16 protein-coding genes are annotated in these 17,096 nt (G+C 47.2%); 13 read left to right on the forward strand and 3 right to left on the reverse strand.

Going from position 1 to position 17,096, the window contains the following annotated elements; genetic code table 11:
* Position 1: 1 nt before the first annotated feature.
* Positions 2-160 (reverse strand): hypothetical protein, encoded by a 159-nt coding sequence (locus ACOCLE_RS26365; RefSeq protein ID WP_419534941.1) that lies wholly within the window; start codon positions 158-160, stop codon positions 2-4.
* A gap of 172 nt (positions 161-332) precedes the next feature.
* Here ACOCLE_RS26365 and cysD point away from each other — a divergent pair, with 172 nt between their 5' ends.
* From cysD to ACOCLE_RS26390, 5 genes are all read left to right on the forward strand, one after another.
* Positions 333-1,241, forward strand: a complete 909-nt coding sequence (cysD, locus tag ACOCLE_RS26370; protein ID WP_419534942.1) for a sulfate adenylyltransferase subunit CysD — start codon at positions 333-335, stop codon at positions 1,239-1,241.
* Entirely contained in the window at positions 1,241-2,836 is a 1,596-nt protein-coding gene (gene cysN, locus ACOCLE_RS26375) for a sulfate adenylyltransferase subunit CysN (RefSeq protein ID WP_419534943.1), read from the forward strand. The genes cysD and cysN overlap by 1 nt, the downstream gene beginning before the upstream one ends.
* A gap of 417 nt (positions 2,837-3,253) precedes the next feature.
* Complete coding sequence (locus ACOCLE_RS26380) at positions 3,254-4,192, forward strand: hypothetical protein (RefSeq protein WP_419534944.1); 939 nt, start codon at positions 3,254-3,256, stop codon at positions 4,190-4,192.
* Positions 4,193-4,265: 73 nt separating this feature from the next.
* Positions 4,266-5,156, forward strand: coding sequence for an IS982 family transposase (locus ACOCLE_RS26385; RefSeq protein ID WP_419533099.1), 891 nt, complete (start codon positions 4,266-4,268; stop codon positions 5,154-5,156).
* A 387-nt stretch (positions 5,157-5,543) separates the two neighbouring features.
* Positions 5,544-6,158, forward strand: a complete 615-nt coding sequence (locus tag ACOCLE_RS26390) for a hypothetical protein (protein WP_419534945.1) — start codon at positions 5,544-5,546, stop codon at positions 6,156-6,158.
* A 247-nt stretch (positions 6,159-6,405) separates the two neighbouring features.
* On the opposite strand, the gene ACOCLE_RS26395 is transcribed toward ACOCLE_RS26390, so the two are convergent.
* Complete coding sequence (locus tag ACOCLE_RS26395) at positions 6,406-7,119, reverse strand: hypothetical protein (protein WP_419533971.1); 714 nt, start codon at positions 7,117-7,119, stop codon at positions 6,406-6,408.
* A gap of 214 nt (positions 7,120-7,333) precedes the next feature.
* Between ACOCLE_RS26395 and ACOCLE_RS26400 the strand changes: the two genes are divergently transcribed.
* The 5 genes from ACOCLE_RS26400 (at position 7,334) to tdh (ending at position 12,690) form a co-directional block, all read left to right on the forward strand.
* Entirely contained in the window at positions 7,334-7,897 is a 564-nt protein-coding gene (locus tag ACOCLE_RS26400) for a DUF6444 domain-containing protein (protein ID WP_419534946.1), read from the forward strand.
* 64 nt (positions 7,898-7,961) lie between these two features.
* The gene (locus ACOCLE_RS26405) at positions 7,962-9,242 is read left to right on the forward strand and encodes an ISKra4 family transposase (protein WP_419532972.1); all 1,281 of its coding nucleotides are present in this window, start codon (positions 7,962-7,964) and stop codon (positions 9,240-9,242) included.
* Entirely contained in the window at positions 9,226-10,092 is an 867-nt protein-coding gene (locus tag ACOCLE_RS26410; protein WP_419534947.1) for a CPBP family intramembrane glutamic endopeptidase, read from the forward strand. Before ACOCLE_RS26405 ends, ACOCLE_RS26410 begins: the two co-directional genes overlap by 17 nt.
* A 305-nt stretch (positions 10,093-10,397) precedes the next feature.
* Positions 10,398-11,594, forward strand: coding sequence for a glycine C-acetyltransferase (locus ACOCLE_RS26415; protein WP_419534948.1), 1,197 nt, complete (start codon positions 10,398-10,400; stop codon positions 11,592-11,594).
* A 70-nt stretch (positions 11,595-11,664) separates the two neighbouring features.
* A complete protein-coding gene (gene tdh / locus ACOCLE_RS26420) occupies positions 11,665-12,690 on the forward strand; it encodes an L-threonine 3-dehydrogenase (RefSeq protein ID WP_419537270.1) in 1,026 nt (341 codons plus the stop codon).
* 61 nt (positions 12,691-12,751) lie between these two features.
* Here the strand turns inward: tdh and folE are convergent, their stop codons facing one another.
* Positions 12,752-13,303, reverse strand: coding sequence for a GTP cyclohydrolase I FolE (folE, locus tag ACOCLE_RS26425; RefSeq protein ID WP_066014916.1), 552 nt, complete (start codon positions 13,301-13,303; stop codon positions 12,752-12,754).
* Between the two features lie 295 nt (positions 13,304-13,598).
* On the opposite strand from folE, the gene ACOCLE_RS26430 reads away from it, so the two are divergent.
* The 3 genes from ACOCLE_RS26430 (at position 13,599) to ACOCLE_RS26440 (ending at position 17,094) form a co-directional block, all read left to right on the forward strand.
* The gene (locus tag ACOCLE_RS26430; RefSeq protein ID WP_419534949.1) at positions 13,599-14,624 is read left to right on the forward strand and encodes an amino acid ABC transporter substrate-binding protein; all 1,026 of its coding nucleotides are present in this window, start codon (positions 13,599-13,601) and stop codon (positions 14,622-14,624) included.
* A gap of 138 nt (positions 14,625-14,762) precedes the next feature.
* Complete coding sequence (locus ACOCLE_RS26435; RefSeq protein ID WP_419534950.1) at positions 14,763-15,980, forward strand: amino acid ABC transporter permease; 1,218 nt, start codon at positions 14,763-14,765, stop codon at positions 15,978-15,980.
* Positions 15,981-16,002: 22 nt separating this feature from the next.
* Positions 16,003-17,094 (forward strand): amino acid ABC transporter permease, encoded by a 1,092-nt coding sequence (locus ACOCLE_RS26440; RefSeq protein WP_419534951.1) that lies wholly within the window; start codon positions 16,003-16,005, stop codon positions 17,092-17,094.
* Positions 17,095-17,096 lie beyond the last annotated feature (2 nt).

Consider the following 17,096-nt stretch of genomic DNA (forward strand, 5'->3'; position numbering starts at 1 on the left):
TTCAAAACTCTGAGCTTTTGAAACTGGTTCCTTCTTTTGACATTGATGTCTCGTTTTGGTTCATGGTGCCAGAATTTGTATTTGCTGAGTTGTGCTGCTTTTTTGGAGTGGATTGCTTGCTTTGAAGGCGGATGGTGGTTAGAAAAGCTTTTAAATTCACTTAGTTAGATTGTTCTTTCGCAAGGTGGAAGTTATCCTCTATCTACTGGGGCGTATAGGAGAAGAGATATATTTATATGTAAAAACGGTATACATATTAAATTTATTATTCTTTTTTCGCTGATAGTATTTCACTTAGAGCACAACAATAACTTCGCTTTGGGTCGAAATGCATGTCGGATCAACACTTCAATCATCTAAAACAGCTGGAAGCAGAAAGCATCCATATCATCCGGGAAGTGGCCGCTGAGTTTGAAAACCCTGTCATGCTGTACTCTATTGGCAAGGATTCTGCCGTGATGCTGCATCTGGCCATGAAAGCTTTTTATCCGGGAAAACCTCCCTTCCCTTTATTGCATGTGGATACCACCTGGAAGTTCCGGGAAATGATTGAGTTTCGGGATCAACTGACGGAAAGGCTGGGGCTTGAGCTGTTGGTGCATACCAATCCGGAGGGTCTGGAGCAGGGTGTTGGGCCATTTACCCATGGCAGTGCGAAACATACCGATGTAATGAAAACTCAGGCACTCAAGCAGGCATTGGGTAAATATGGGTTTGATGCTGCTTTTGGTGGCGCACGCCGGGATGAAGAAAAATCCAGGGCAAAAGAGCGGGTTTACTCTTTTCGAGACAAAAATCATCGCTGGGATCCGAAAAACCAGAGGCCCGAGCTTTGGAATGTCTATAACAGTCAGGTTGAAAAGGGGGAGAGTATTCGCGTGTTCCCGCTTTCCAACTGGACTGAGCTCGATATCTGGCAGTACATCCACTTGGAACAGATCCCTATTGTTCCTCTGTATCTTGCGAAAGAGCGCCCAGTGGTTGAGCGTGACGGCAACCTGATCATGGTGGATGATGAGCGGATGCCGCTGAAACCGGGTGAAGAGCCTCAGATGCGTAAAGTACGTTTCAGAACACTGGGATGCTACCCGCTGACCGGTGCTGTAGAGTCTGAAGCAGATACACTGACCGAAGTGATTCAGGAGATGCTCCTGACCAGAACCTCTGAGCGACAAGGCCGGGTGATCGATCATGACAGTGCCGGCTCCATGGAAAAGAAAAAGCAGGAAGGGTATTTCTGATGTCACACCAATCTGAACTTATTGCCACCGATATCGAAGAATACCTGAACCGTCATGAACAGAAAGAGATGCTGCGTTTTCTCACTTGTGGCAGTGTTGATGACGGTAAAAGCACTTTGATTGGTCGCCTTTTGCACGATACCAGCATGATTTATGAAGATCAGCTGGCCGCTGTAGAAAACGACAGTAAACGTGTAGGTACTCAGGGTGAAAAACTGGATCTGGCCCTGCTGGTGGATGGCCTGCAGGCAGAGCGTGAGCAGGGCATTACCATTGATGTTGCCTACCGCTATTTTTCTACAGAAAAACGTAAGTACATCATTGCCGATACACCCGGGCATGAGCAGTACACGAGAAATATGGCCACCGGTGCATCTACCTGTGATCTGGCGATCATTCTGATCGATGCCCGTCAGGGCGTGCTGACCCAGACACGACGGCATACTTATATAGCCAGCTTGCTGGGTATAAAGCATATTGTCGTGGCGATCAATAAGATGGATCTGGTGGATTTCAGCAAGGCGCGCTTTGAAGAGATTCGTAATCAGTATCTCGACTTTTCAGAGCCGTTGAAGCTCGGGGATATCCAGTTCGTGCCAATGTCAGCGCTTGAAGGGGACAACGTTGTTCACCGCAGTCAGCGTATGTCCTGGTATCGTGACAGTACGCTGATGGACGTACTGGAAAATGTGGAAATTGCCCGGGATCGTAACCTGGATGACTTCCGCTTTCCCGTTCAATATGTCAATCGTCCTAACATGGATTTTCGTGGGTTCTCGGGAACGCTGGCTTCTGGCAAGGTTAAGCCCGGTGACCAGGTCAAGGTATTACCATCGGGACAGGTGAGCAGCGTTGCACGTATTGTGACCTGGGATGGCGATTTGTCGGAAGCCCATGCGGGTCAGGCGGTTACGCTGACTCTGGCGGATGAAATTGATATCAGCCGTGGTGATATGCTGATTCATCGGGACAGCAGTGTACAGGTGGCTACTGATCTGGATGTGGATCTGGTCTGGATGGCAGAGCAGCCCATGAGCCCTGGCAGGCAATATCAGATTAAATTTTCTGCCGGCAAGGTGCCGGGCAGTTTTGCCGGGGTTGACCACCGGGTTGATGTAAACTCGCTGGCCCATCACTCTGCAGAACAATTGGCACTCAATGAAATTGGTTTGTGTCATCTCAGGCTGACTCGGGCGGTGCCTGTAGACAGCTACCAGCGTAACCGCCAGACCGGTGCTTTTATCGTTATTGATCGACTCAGTAACGCCACCGTTGCGGCTGGTATGGTGCGTGGTATCAGTGAGCGTGCTCATGATCTGGATACCGTATCCAGAGTCCATCGCCAGCAACGCCTGGGTCAGAAAGGCGGTGTTTTCAAAGTCAACAGGCTGCATGCGAACGCCATTGAACGACAACTGTTTGATCGTGGGTTTTACACATTTGTGCTTAGTAGTGATGATGAGCAGTGGGCAGCTAAGGTAGATGCTCTGGTAAAAGCAGAGGTTGTTGTTATTGTTGCTGGAAACGAAGAGGAAGATTGTGACTCAATAGAAGAATTAGTCTATGAGATTTCGGAGTCAGTTTCTTTAAAATAAGGAACTCATATTTCCCTTACACAGTTTTTTATCTTGCTGCTCACCACCTCCAATGATTGGCAATGCCCAAATTAGGGGCATTGCTTTTCTTTTTGTTTGTGGCTTACTTCTTTTTCAATTTGAAATTTTCTTTTCTGGTCTATATTTAGCTTTTCCTCTGATAACTAAAAGGATTTAACCGATTAGACTAGGTAGTTTATGACAATTCATTCAGTACAGAGTAATTCTCAACCTTCTCATCACTCATCTGAGATTACTCGCCAATGTCCGGTTCAAAAGGTGAGTCATAACACGTTTGACGTTAGTAGCCATAGAGTTGTTAATCATTTACCACGGCATAGGGAGTATGTTCCGGATAATAAAAATTTAAGAGATTTCACTACAAAAGGCTCTGATCCCAGACAATTATTGCCGCTAATGGCTTTGCTTTCCAATAGTGGGTCTCCCAAAACCGAAAATCATTCGGTAGATGAGTGCTCTCGGGGAAGTCGTAAGCCTGTAATGGCAGGTCAGCAATCACATGCGGGTTGTAAAAGTAATTTTGATGATACTGCTGCCAGAGAAAAAAGATCGCCACATGAAACAAAGCCTGAAAAGCGAGAGCGCAAAGCTATAGAGAAACAAGATGCACGGGATAAAAAAGAACAAGCAAGATCTGAGGCTAAACTTAAGCAAGAAGGTGCCAGGCAGGCTTTACATGAAGCAAGGTGCGAACAATCTAGAGGGAAGGTGGAGCCAGAGTCAAATTATTCCCGGCATCAGGAGGCTTTGCCTTTAAGTAGAAAAGAAATTGATCATGTATCAAGAAGGTACACTAATCATCAGCCATTTCATACCAGTGGTGCAAAAAATGCTGGTGAGCGAAGATCTACTGCCCTTCAGGCTAATAGTCATCATTCAAGAGCTCCCTTAGCAAGAGAGAACAGTATTAATCATCATAATTCTAGAGTCTCACAACAAAAAGAACTTAATGAATTAATGAATGAGGGGTTGGGCGAGTGGAGTTTAGAAAGGAGTCATTCTAATTATAATTGTGGCCTATCTTCTGAAGCAGAAACAGACATAGAGACAGACATAGAGACAGATACTCTCTGGGAATCAAAAGTTGCTGAAGAATGCGAGGATTACCGTAGTTCTCAGTCTTTAGCCGATACGACTGAAAGAGAGTTTTTAGCTGAATTTGAGAAGCACCTTTCGGAGCTTGAGTCTTCGAATGACTGGCACGACTCTCAAGAATTTCAGTCAGAAGCAGACCTGATCTGTGAAGGTTCTTCCGATATTTCAGAGGTGGACGTTTCGGAAAAGGAAGATGGTGCGTTCTCTTTTTTAGATATCTACGCCATGTGCGACTTTTAGGTTTGCATAAGGAGACATGACTGATCCTGCTTTCTGCTATTAAAAGCAGTAGAAAGCAAAGAAGGTTTCAGTCATGCCCGTTGAAGAGTTTATCACTACAGTCTACTGCTTGATCGACGATTTGGTAAAAGAGCTTTTTCCTGTACCACTGCGACTTCGAGGGTTTCCACCAAAGCTCACTGATAGTGAAGCGATCACCATGGAAGTTGTCGGTGAATGGCTTGGGCATCATAAGGACACTGAGATTTGGAAGTATTTTACCCGACACTGGCGACACCTGTTTCCTGACATTCCTTCACGCTCGGCATTTGTCAAACAGGCCGCCAACTTATGGCATGTGAAACAACGACTGCAAATTCGTATAGTCCAGATGATGCATGCAGATAATGCAGATATCCATTTAATCGATGGTTTTCCGATTGATGTTGTCGTCAGAACCCGTGCACCACAGAGCCGTATCTTTAAAGCTGAGGCTGGTTATGGTTACTGCGCTTCCAAGGACAAGAAGTTCTATGGCTTTCAGGGGCATTTGCTGGTTGAAGCACGAGGGATTCCTGTGGGTTTTACTCTGACCGCAGCGAACGTAGATGAGCGTGATGCAGCCTATGACATGCTCGAGACCATTTCTGGCCTCTTGCTTGGCGATAAGGGCTATATAAGGCCTGAGTTTAAAGCTGATTGTCAGGAATTAGGTATTGATCTTCAGACGCCACTGAGAAAAAACATGCAAGATGAACGTCCGAAGTCGTTTGTAAAGCTGGTATTACGGGTACGACGGAGAATAGAAACAGTGATAGGTCAATTGACAGAGCGCTTTGAAATAGAAAAGTGCCATTGTCGAGATAGATGGCATATGACATCACGTATCGCTCGGAAGTTACTGGCACATAATATTGGTTCTTATCTGAATATAATTGCTGGTCGTCCTGCAATACAGTTTGAGAACCTTATTTCCGAAGATTAAAAAACGGAAAGCAAATAATTGCGTGATTTTGAAGATACAACTTGGACTTACCATCATGCTAGCCCGGATATTTCATAAACGTGCTCCCGTTCTCGCTTGTCCTTTGCCGCCCTAAGGGAGTTTTGCTCGGTCGACCGTACTCCCCGGTACGGCACTCCCTCACAAAATCCCTTAGGGCGACAAAGTCCTGCCCGAGATTCGGGGCAGTTTATGAAATATCCGGGCTAGTAATTTGAGATAGTTTCAGACAAAGTCGCACATCGCGTATATCTATGAAAGTCAAAAGAGAAGGGGGATCCGAGATTAATGACAATTTGTACAATACCGCCGCCTTCAAAATATACTCTCAGTGTATCTGGAGATAATCGGCAGTGCCAAACTTCGAAAATGCAAAGCTGTGGTATTCATTCAAAACTTGGGGTTTGCTATGCCAAGAATGGTGTTAGTCATTTAAAAGCAAACTCAAATTTCTATTCAAATAAGAGGATCTTGGCTGAATATCCTGCACGGCATTATGACCCTACTATGGTCGAAGTTTATGATGGTGATAACAATGATGCCGGCAGTCCTAAGGGGGAAAGACATTCTGCAAATAACAAGACACCAGGTTACAGGCCTGCATCAATGCTGATTGCATATGATAACTTCTTTGGAAAAATGGGTGGGGCATCTGGTGGAGCAGGTGGTCAGCCTCCTAAAAAGCCTACATTATATGATCTACCTGCAGATGCAACTGATGTGCAAGTACATCGAACCTTTGAAGAAATCATAAAAGAAATTAGAAGTTTTCCTCCTTGTCACACAAAACATCGACAAATTCTGAAAGAGATCGCTAAAAATGCAGATAAGTATTCTGAAAATCAGATAAAGGAGTTTAAAAAAATACTGAGGGAGCGTATTGCTGATAGAGATATTGTGCAGAGTGCGGACTGGAAGAAACTCTCGGGTAGTCACCATGGCTCAAATACTAGATCAGGCCAAAATACTCATAGAGTCAGATGACTGTTGTTTAGAAAACGTCTTTCTTATGTTGCGTAATCAAACTGACTTTAATGTTCTTTGTCTGGTTTTTTTAACATCATATTCTGGTGCAAATTTGCTGGTAGCGTTCTTGCCGACTAGCCTGATAGATTGTTCTCGCTATTCAGTAATGTCATGCACCTCCCCGTCCAAAGTGTTGTTCCTGTCTTACTGATGCTGACACTGGCCAGTTGCTGGTGTCGGGTGCTCTCTCAATTTGATAACTGACTCATAGGTTAGCTTCAACCTTTCCAGTCATGAACTCAGACCAAAGTTGTTCCCAGCGCCCCTTACTCTGGATCAGTGCTCTTGTTGTCAAAAGCACTTCCGCTCCTGTTGCTTTCCACCTCATTCCAGAACCACATAATCGTTGCTTTACCAGAGTCTTACAAGCCGCTTCAGTAACTCCTGAACCTATTGGCCAATGGCGTTTAAGCGCCTGATGATAATTCATTAACTGGTGATTGTTTGTAAAATAGCTCACAGCTTTGTAGCGCTTCTCTGTCAGTGCGATTGTCTTTTTCGGGAGCTCGGCTGATTCAATTTCCTGAAGGATTTTTTTGGCTGCTCCACGCTTGTTTTTCAAACTATGTAGCCTGTCTTCAAGCCACTGGTGTCGCTTCGCCTTACTGGTTGGAAACAGTGCTTCCGCTGCTCCAGCTAAATATTCAGATGCATGATAAAAATCGAGTATCTGCCCAGAGGTATGTTGTTTCAAATAACTCCAGTTTTCTCTAGCCCCGTCAGCTACCCCGATGTATGTGGCATTTGGGTAGAGTCGTTTTAGATCTGCAATCTCCTCGTCGAGCTTGCTCATAAAGCTTTGTTTACCATACTCTGGCGAACTGGCTGTATATATCGTGTGGAGCCTGTCTCCATCTGCAGAATATAGGCTCAATGTCCCACACATGGCTTCCCTCCAGCCTTCTTCACAAAGCAGCATGCAGGTTCCATCCAGACCAATGGCTATTGTTTCAACAGGCTCTTTTAGTGGAGGAAGGTGGTAGTGAGTGTCTTGCTGGTCTTCAATTAATGCACCTACTCTGTCCGATAAATGCTTGATATAAGGTAACTATTCAGCACCCTTCATATAAATCTGGAATTTTCTGATTTTTCGACCATCATCTTATACTCAATTTTTCTAACAAATCTCCAGTATGGAACCAGACTTCCCAGCTACTCCGTTTACCGAAGCTCTCCTTAAAGAGAATGAAGAGCTTCGGACCGAGAATGCGCTTTTACGGGAACGTTGCAGCGAACTGGAAGAAAGGGTTAATAAAAACAGTCAAAACAGTAGTAAGCCACCATCGTCAGATGGTTATCAAAAGCCCAGTAAAAAAGGGAGTGATAAAGGTGATACATCTTCCAAAGAAGCCCCCTGCTCCTCACAGGAAACACCGAACCCCAAAAGCCTTAGACCATCTTCAGGCAATAAACCAGGTGGCCAGAAAGGTCATCAAGGCTCTTGTTTGAGACGTGTCGCCTTACCCGATTATGTCAGGCATCTGAAGGTTGAAAAATGTTGCTGTTGCCAGTCTTCGCTTATCGATATTAAACCCACCAAATACATTGAGCGACAGGTTTTTGATCCAGGTAGACCCGGAGAATTTGAAGTTACCGCGTACTGGGCAGACGTTAAAGTATGTCCTTGTGGTAAACGGAACACCGCTGAGTTTCCCCAAGGAGTGAAAGCCGCTGCTCAGGGTGCTCTCTCTGAATGATTGAAACAATAGTGCTCTATTTTCACAGCTACTATGGGAACACCACTCATAATAGTTAACTGTCATGCCCGCTTCTGTTATTTCCAGCTCTACCAAAAGCATCGTTTTGCAAATTGAAGTTTCTATAGATTCAGGCAACATGCTGAATCTTGAAGATAGTTTACAGCGTGCACTCAATGAAGCCGGGCAGCTTGGAACAAAAGAGTTATTGGGGCTATTTGAATCACCCAATAAAGAACCTATCGTCGTTAATCAGCAGAAGTGGAACTACAAAGGAAAGGTTCTTAAGCACTATGAAACCTTATACGGTCGTATACCTTTGGAGCGCTCCGTATATCAGGGTGTCAGAGGTGGCAGTACTCTGGCAGCACTTGATCTTCGTGCCGGTATTATTGGTTCAGCTACCCCCAAATTTGCCAAGTCTATCGCCTGGAAATACAGCCAGATGCCAGCGCCTGCGGTAAAAGAAGATTTTGAGACCAACCATCAAAGGACGCTTTCAAATTCTTATATCAAGCATTTATCGGACAGAGTAGGTGCATTAATTGAAGACCAGCAAGACACTCACTACCACCTTCCTCCACTAAAAGAGCCTGTTGAAACAATAGCCATTGGTCTGGATGGAACCTGCATGCTGCTTTGTGAAGAAGGCTGGAGGGAAGCCATGTGTGGGACATTGAGCCTATATTCTGCAGATGGAGACAGGCTCCACACGATATATACAGCCAGTTCGCCAGAGTATGGTAAACAAAGCTTTATGAGCAAGCTCGACGAGGAGATTGCAGATCTAAAACGACTCTACCCAAATGCCACATACATCGGGGTAGCTGACGGGGCTAGAGAAAACTGGAGTTATTTGAAACAACATACCTCTGGGCAGATACTCGATTTTTATCATGCATCTGAATATTTAGCTGGAGCAGCGGAAGCACTGTTTCCAACCAGTAAGGCGAAGCGACACCAGTGGCTTGAAGACAGGCTACATAGTTTGAAAAACAAGCGTGGAGCAGCCAAAAAAATCCTTCAGGAAATTGAATCAGCCGAGCTCCCGAAAAAGACAATCGCACTGACAGAGAAGCGCTACAAAGCTGTGAGCTATTTTACAAACAATCACCAGTTAATGAATTATCATCAGGCGCTTAAACGCCATTGGCCAATAGGTTCAGGAGTTACTGAAGCGGCTTGTAAGACTCTGGTAAAGCAACGATTATGTGGTTCTGGAATGAGGTGGAAAGCAACAGGAGCGGAAGTGCTTTTGACAACAAGAGCACTGATCCAGAGTAAGGGGCGCTGGGAACAACTTTGGTCTGAGTTCATGACTGGAAAGGTTGAAGCTAACCTATGAGTCAGTTATCAAATTGAGAGAGCACCCCTGGTGTCTGCCTCGATACACAACCTGGTTGCTTGCCGCAGTCTCCTTTGCTGTCGGGTATGGTCTGGACGTAATCAGCTTTGAAGCGTTGCCCCTGATTCTCATTATGATGGTCTCAGCCTGGAGACTGTCGATGGTACAGGCGGTCTGGTTCCGCTGGTTGTTCACAGGATTTCTGTTTATCGCAACAGCGGTTTTGCTGGAGAAGCACTTTGCCCCTGGTTTCCATAATGTGCTGGTTTGGGATAATCAGCCGGTAAAACCAGACTCGGTGCCATTTACATTATATTTGAATGCGGATAAACCATGGCCTGCTTTGGCTGTTCTGCTGTTTTTTATGGGGCCGAAGCAGCCCATTGCCTTTTCACTGCTTCAGACTGGGCGTCAGTGGCATCAAGCTGCCAGTCTTGCCCTGTTGCCAGTTATCGTCATGCTGATTGTGGTTTTCGGACTGGCCCTTGGCACCGGATTTGTCCGTTGGCAGCCAGCCTGGCCTGAGATCTTCTGGCTGTTCCTCCTGAATAATCTGTTAATAACCTCTTTGGCTGAGGCTGCACTGCTTCGGGGGTTTCTGCAAAGTATGCTGATACGTCATCTGGGGAGCTACTCCTGGGGAACGTATATGGCAATTCTCCTGCCTGCTCTCATTCACAGTCTTGCCCATTATCCAGCCAGTTTCTCCTATATAGCGCTGGTCTTTATTGCGAGTGCTTTCTATGGCTGGATTTATCAGAGGTCCAGGTCTCTGGAGATGGCGGTGCTTGGCCAATGGTTGCTGAACAGCTGTCATTTCCTGCTTTTCTCGTATCCTGCCGCTGCCTGAGAACCTTTTACTCACCTCTGACCGTAAAGTGGTGATAATACGTACAAATGCCTGTTCAATGGGGCGCCTTACTGATCCACTATTAGTTCAATCATCTACAATGATCTGGTTGATGGCAGAAAAGCCATATCTATTGGTCTGGCAGCCTTTGATTTAAACGCAATCATGCCCGTGTTATTGGGGTAGACAGACATATTGGGTGTGCTTACCGGGGAACCTACCTCAAAAAGCAACTCTCTAAAGACTGTACTTTTGGCGGATGCTCAAAGGCGGGGCGTTAGAAATTACTGAGAACAGGAGCCGAAATGAAGGCCGATTTTTATGAAGGGCTGCGCAGGCAGCTGGATGAGCTGAAGCAGGAAGGACTTTATAAAAGTGAACGGGTGATCAGCTCACAGCAGCAGGCTGAAATTAAGGTGACCACCGGCGAAGAGGTGCTTAACTTCTGTGCCAATAACTACCTGGGACTGGCCAATGCACCGGAACTGATTGAAGCGGGCAAGCAGGGTCTGGATCAGTATGGTTACGGTATGGCCTCTGTTCGCTTTATCTGTGGTACCCAGACCATACATAAAGATCTGGAAGCGCGTATTTCCGAGTTTCTGGGAATGGAAGATACCATTCTTTATCCCTCCTGTTTTGATGCCAATGGTGGCCTGTTTGAAACCATCCTTGGGCCTGATGATGCCATTATCAGCGATGCCCTGAACCATGCCAGTATTATTGATGGCGTTCGTTTGTCCAAAGCCAAGCGTTTCCGTTATGCCAATAACGACATGGCCGATCTGGAAGCGCAGCTTCAGGCAGCCGATGCTGCTGGTGCCAAAACCAAACTGATTGCCACCGATGGTGTTTTCTCAATGGATGGTGTGATTGCCAACCTTAAAGGAGTCTGCGACCTGGCGGATAAATACGGCGCCCTGGTCATGGTGGATGACTGCCATGCAACCGGATTTATTGGCGAGAAAGGTGCGGGTACTCCTGAGTTCTGTGGTGTTATGGGGCGGGTGGACATTCTTACCGGTACATTGGGTAAAGCGCTGGGTGGTGCTTCTGGTGGATATACCTCTGGTAAGAAAGAAGTCATTGACTGGCTGCGTAACCGTTCACGTCCTTACCTGTTCTCCAATACGCTGGCTCCTAGTATTGCTGCAGCTTCCATCAAGGTGTTTGATATGCTGGCTTCAGGTGCAGAGCTGCGCCAGAAGGTTCGTGATAATGCCGAATACTTCCGCTCTGAAATGACCAGACTGGGCTTTACCCTAGCCGGTGCCGATCATCCGATTGTTCCGGTGATGCTGGGGGATGCCTCACTGGCTGGTAAGTTTGCGGATCGTATGCTGGAAGAAGGCATTTATGTGGTTGGTTTCTCCTTCCCGGTAGTGCCAAAAGGGCAGGCGAGAATCCGTACCCAGATGTCTGCAGCCCATAGCAGAGAGCATCTGGACAAAGCCATTGCCGCTTTCGCCAAGGTTGGTCGAGAGCTGGGTGTTATCAGCTGAGATTGCTGCTGATTTAATTGAAAGCTGGCTTGCTATGCTGAATAGCAAGCCCATTGAGAAAACTGAAACTGTGAAGACATTAGCCAAAAGCAAAGCGGAACCCGGAATCTGGATGGAAGAGCATCCTAAACCAGAAGTGGGTTACAACGATGTACTGATCAAGATTCGTAAGACCGCCATCTGCGGCACAGATATGCATATCTATCACTGGGATGAGTGGTCACAAAAGACCATTCCAGTGGGCATGCACGTTGGCCATGAGTTTGTTGGCGAAATCGTTGACATGGGTGAGGGGGTTCGAGGTTTTGAGATTGGTCAGCGGGTTTCCGGTGAAGGTCATATTACCTGTGGACACTGCCGTAACTGCCGTGCTGGTCGTCGTCACCTCTGTAACTTTACGGTCGGGGTTGGCGTCAATCGTGATGGCGCTTTTGCAGAATATCTGGTCATTCCGGCGGTTAATGCCTTCCCGATTCCTGATGATATCAGTGATGATCTGGCTTCCATTTTTGACCCATTTGGTAATGCGGTTCATACAGCCCTTTCTTTTGACCTGGTCGGAGAAGATGTACTGATTACTGGTGCAGGCCCCATCGGTATTATGGCGGTAGCGATCTGTAAGCACGTGGGTGCCCGTAATGTGGTGATCACCGATGTGAACGAGTACCGTCTGGATCTGGCTCGTAAAATGGGCGCTACCCGTGCCGTCAACGTTGCCAAAACAGAGCTGAAAGATGTGATGGCTGAACTGGGCATGGTTGAAGGCTTTGACGTCGGCCTTGAAATGTCCGGCAATGGTCGTGCATTTGAACAGATGCTGGAAAATATGAATCACGGTGGCAAAGTAGCCCTGCTGGGAATTCCAGCCAGCGATACGGTAATTGACTGGAACCAGGTGATCTTTAAAGGTCTGGTTATTAAAGGTATCTATGGCCGCGAGATGTTTGAGACCTGGTACAAGATGACCAGTATGCTGCAGTCTGGGCTGGATATCTCTCCGGTCATTACCCACCGATTCCCGGTTGATGATTTTGAGAAAGGTTTTGAGATCATGGGTTCCGGGCAGTCTGGAAAAGTGATTCTGGACTGGAGTTAAAACAAACTACTTTATCAAAAAAGCCAGCGTACGCTGGCTTTTTCTCAACTGATAAGGGTTGTTAGCGAATAAAACGCAGAAACTCTTCCCGGGTTGGCTGATTATCTTTCATCAGGCCTCGCATTACCGAAGACGTCATGGATGAATTCTGTTTTTCAACACCGCGCATCATCATGCACATGTGCTGTGCTTCAATTACGACGGCAACACCTTTGGCATCGGTTACTTCCATAATGGCATCGGCAATCTGCTTGGTCATATTTTCCTGAATCTGCAGACGGCGGGCATACATATCCACAATACGGGCAAACTTGGACAAACCGAGCACTTTCCCCCTGGGTACGTAGCCAATATGGCACTTGCCAATAAATGGCAACATGTGATGCTCACACATTGAGTAAAGCTCAATGTCTTTGATGACGACCATTTCGCTGATGTCAGATTCAAACACTGCACCATTAACGATCTCTTCCAGTGTCTGGCTATAACCTCTGGTCAGGTACTGCATTGCTTTGGCAGCTCGAAGCGGCGTATCTCTAAGGCCTTCCCGATGAATATCTTCACCGACGGACTCAATAATGGCCTTGTAGTGTTCGCTGATTCTTTGAGACATTGGAAGACTTATCACTGCATGGTTATCGAAGTGGACGGCAGTTTAACACAATTGATACGTAACTCGGAAAGCTCAGAAATACTTTATTAGGACAGTTTTGTTCAATAATGCCAGCAAAAGTCCCTGGCAGGTTGATGACATTAGCGGCATAACAGTTGCTAGTGCTTTTTCTTGCAGGTATGGTTGAAAAGCCATGAGTTAAAGCGCGTCAGGGATTGTCCGGTGGCTAGGCTGGATTGACCTGTGCTGGACAGTCGCGTGCTGAAAATAACAACAACACAAAAGGAATGTTCTCATGCTGAAAAGTTTGAAAACAGCGGCCGTGCTGGGTGCTTTTGCTGCAGCGGGGTTTGCACAGGTAGCAAGTGCTGCGGCAACGCTGGAGTCGGTAAAGGAAAAAGGCTACGTGGCTTGTGGTGTCAGCACCGGCCTTCCGGGTTTCAGTAACCCGGATGATAAAGGGCAGTGGAGCGGACTGGACGTTGATGTCTGCCGTGCTGTTGCCGCAGCGACTCTGAAGGATGCCAGCAAGGTCAAGTTTGTTCCACTGACAGCCAAAGAACGTTTTACTGCACTGCAGTCCGGCGAAATTGATGTCCTCTCCAGAAATACCACCTGGACATTGACTCGTGACGCTTCCCTGGGACTCAATTTTACTGGCGTTTCTTATTATGATGGCCAGGGCTTTATGGTCAAAAAAGAGCTGGGTGTGAAAAGTGCCAAGGAGTTGGATGGAGCCTCCGTCTGCATTCAGTCCGGTACCACCAGTGAACTGAATCTTGCTGATTACTTCCGTACTAATAATATGGAGTATCAGCCAGTTGTCTTTGATACTTCCGATGGAACGGCAAGTGGGTTTGATGCCGGTCGTTGCGATGTTCTGACCTCAGACCAGTCACAGCTTTATGCGTTAAGAGTTCGTTTATCCAAGCCTGATTCTGCGGTGGTTCTGCCGGAAGTGATTTCAAAAGAACCTCTTGGTCCAGTAGTTCGTCAGGGTGATGACCAGTGGTTCAACATTGTTAAGTGGAGCCTGGCCGCCATGATTAATGGTGAAGAACTGGGCCTGACTTCTGGCAATATTAAAGCGCAAAAAGCTTCTTCTGATCCCAATGTACGCCGTTTGCTGGGTATTGATGGCCCCAAAGGTAAAGGACTTGCCCTGGACGATGACTGGTCTCTGCGGATTATCGAGCAGGTGGGTAACTATGAAGAGATCTTTGAGCGTAACGTTGGTGCAGAGTCCCCGCTTCAGATTGATCGTGGTCTGAATGCGCTCTGGAACGAAGGCGGTATTCTCTACGCTCCCCCCTTCCGTTAATTCGATCGTTCTACAATATATCCCGCTTGCACGCACGGCGTGAGGGCGGGTTTATGGACAGTTCTGCACTCCCCTCAGGACCTGAAGGAAGGGCCTGATAGCGCGGGAACGAGATAAGAATAAAAAGGGAGTTCGGTCGTGAGTGATCCTGAGCACGTATCCCATAAAAAGAATGCAACACCCTCCCTGGTAAAGGAGGCCCTGAGGCTATGGCGTGATGCCTCATTCAGACCTCTGTTCATGCAGGGGGTTGTTGTGCTGGTGGTTGTGATGCTCGGTGTCTGGGTGATCAATAACACCATGAACAATCTGGAACATCGTGGTATCAGCACCGGTTTTGACTTTCTCTCCCAGGAAGCGGGCTTTGGTATTATTCAGTCACTGGTGGAGTATGACGAATCCCACAGCTATGGCCGTACCTTCGTTGTTGGCATACTCAATACCCTGCTGGTTTCCGGATTAGGTATCTTCTTCGCTACCATACTGGGTTTTCTGGTTGGTATTGCCAGACTGTCCTCCAACTGGCTGCTGGCCAGAATGGCATCTGTCTTTATTGAAACTTTCCGCAATATTCCATTATTACTGCAAATCTTTTTCTGGTATTTCGCCGTACTGGCTGCATTACCTCATCCCCGGCAAAGCTTTGCCCTTGGTGAGAGTGTTTTTCTGAACCTGCGCGGTCTTTTTCTGCCGAAGCCCATTATTGAGCAGGGGCTTCTACCAGTTATGGTGAGTTGTCTGGTTGCGATTGGTCTGGCGTTATTTCTCAGGTCAATAAACCGGAGGACAAGAGTAGAAACCGGAAAAAGCATTTCCGGTGCGCCCTGGTATATGGTTGCACTGTTAGTGGGCATTCCTGTGCTTGCTTGGCACCTTTCTGGTGCGTCTCTGGTTCTGGATACGCCAGAACTGAAAGGCTTTAACTTCCGCGGTGGTATTTCCATCATTCCTGAACTGGGTGCGTTGTTGCTGGCCCTGACCATTTATACTGCTGCCTTTATTGCAGAGGTTGTGAGAGCGGGTATTGAATCTGTTCAGAAAGGACAGAAAGAGGCGGCGGCGTCACTGGGACTGAAACCCGGCAAAGTGCTTACGCTGGTGGTGATTCCCCAGGCGATGAAGGTGATCATTCCGCCATTGACGAATCAGTACCTGAATCTGGCAAAAAACTCTTCACTGGCGACCGCGATTGGTTATCCGGACCTGGTCAGTGTCTTTGCAGGCACCACATTGAACCAGACCGGACAGGCGGTGGAAGTGATTGCCATGACGATGGCCGTTTATCTCACCATCAGTTTGAGTGTTTCTCTGCTGATGAATATCTATAACAAGCGTGTTGCGCTCATCGAGCGCTGATTATTAGAGAGTGGTGGGAGAAATGATCAGTCACGATATAAAAATGATTCCTGCCCGTGAGCCACCTGCAAGAGCCGTAGGTGTGATGGCATGGGTGAAAAATAATCTTTTTGCCAATCCCCTGAGTGCGCTGGCAACACTGCTGATTGCGTACAGCCTGTATCTGTTTGTACCACCGTTGGTCCAGTGGGCATTTATGGACGCGACCTGGTTTGGTGAAAGCAGCAGTGACTGCAGCAGTGACGGTGCCTGCTGGGCTTTTATCACGGCAAGGCTTGACCAGTTTATTTACGGGTTTTACCCGGAAGAGCAGCAGTGGCGGGCCGATCTCTTTTTTGCCCAGCTGGCAATATTGATTGCCTGGCTATCGTTCAAGGTGACGCCGGGTAAAAAGTGGGTGTTAGGCTACAGCCTGATACTGATGCCTGTTGTTTCCTGGTTCCTTCTCTACGGTGACCTGTTGGGGCTTGAGAAAGTGGAAACTCATCAGTGGGGCGGCTTAATGCTGACACTGTTGCTGGCACTGTGTGGGATGATCGCCTCTTTGCCATTTGGAGTTTTGCTTGCCCTTGGGCGCCGCTCCAATATGCCGGTGATACGATCGTTATGCACTGCGTATATTGAACTCTGGCGCGGTGTTCCACTGATCACCGTACTATTTATGGCCTCAGTCATGTTGCCACTGTTTGTTCCAGAAGAGGTGGTCTTTGACAAGCTGCTCCGGGCACTGATTGGCATTATCCTGTTTCAGGCTGCCTATATGGCAGAAGTGGTGCGAGGAGGGCTTCAGGCCATACCCAAAGGGCAGTTTGAGGCGTTTAACAGCCTAGGCTTGAGCTACTGGCAGGGGATGATCATGATTATTCTGCCACAGGCCATGAGGCTGGTCATTCCCGGTGTTGTGAATACCTTTATTGCCCTGTTTAAAGACACCAGTCTGGTATTGGTCATAGGCCTGTTTGATCTCCTTGCCATTATTCAGGCCGGACTGAATGATCCCGTCTGGCTGGGTAACTCTGTTGAAGGCTATCTCTTTGCAGGACTGGTTTTCTGGATCTTCTGTTTTGGCATGTCAAAGTACAGCCAGCGACTCGAACAACAATTACACCGATAATT

The sequence above is a fragment of the Endozoicomonas sp. genome, assembly GCF_965196975.1.
GTDB lineage: Bacteria > Pseudomonadota > Gammaproteobacteria > Pseudomonadales > Endozoicomonadaceae > Endozoicomonas.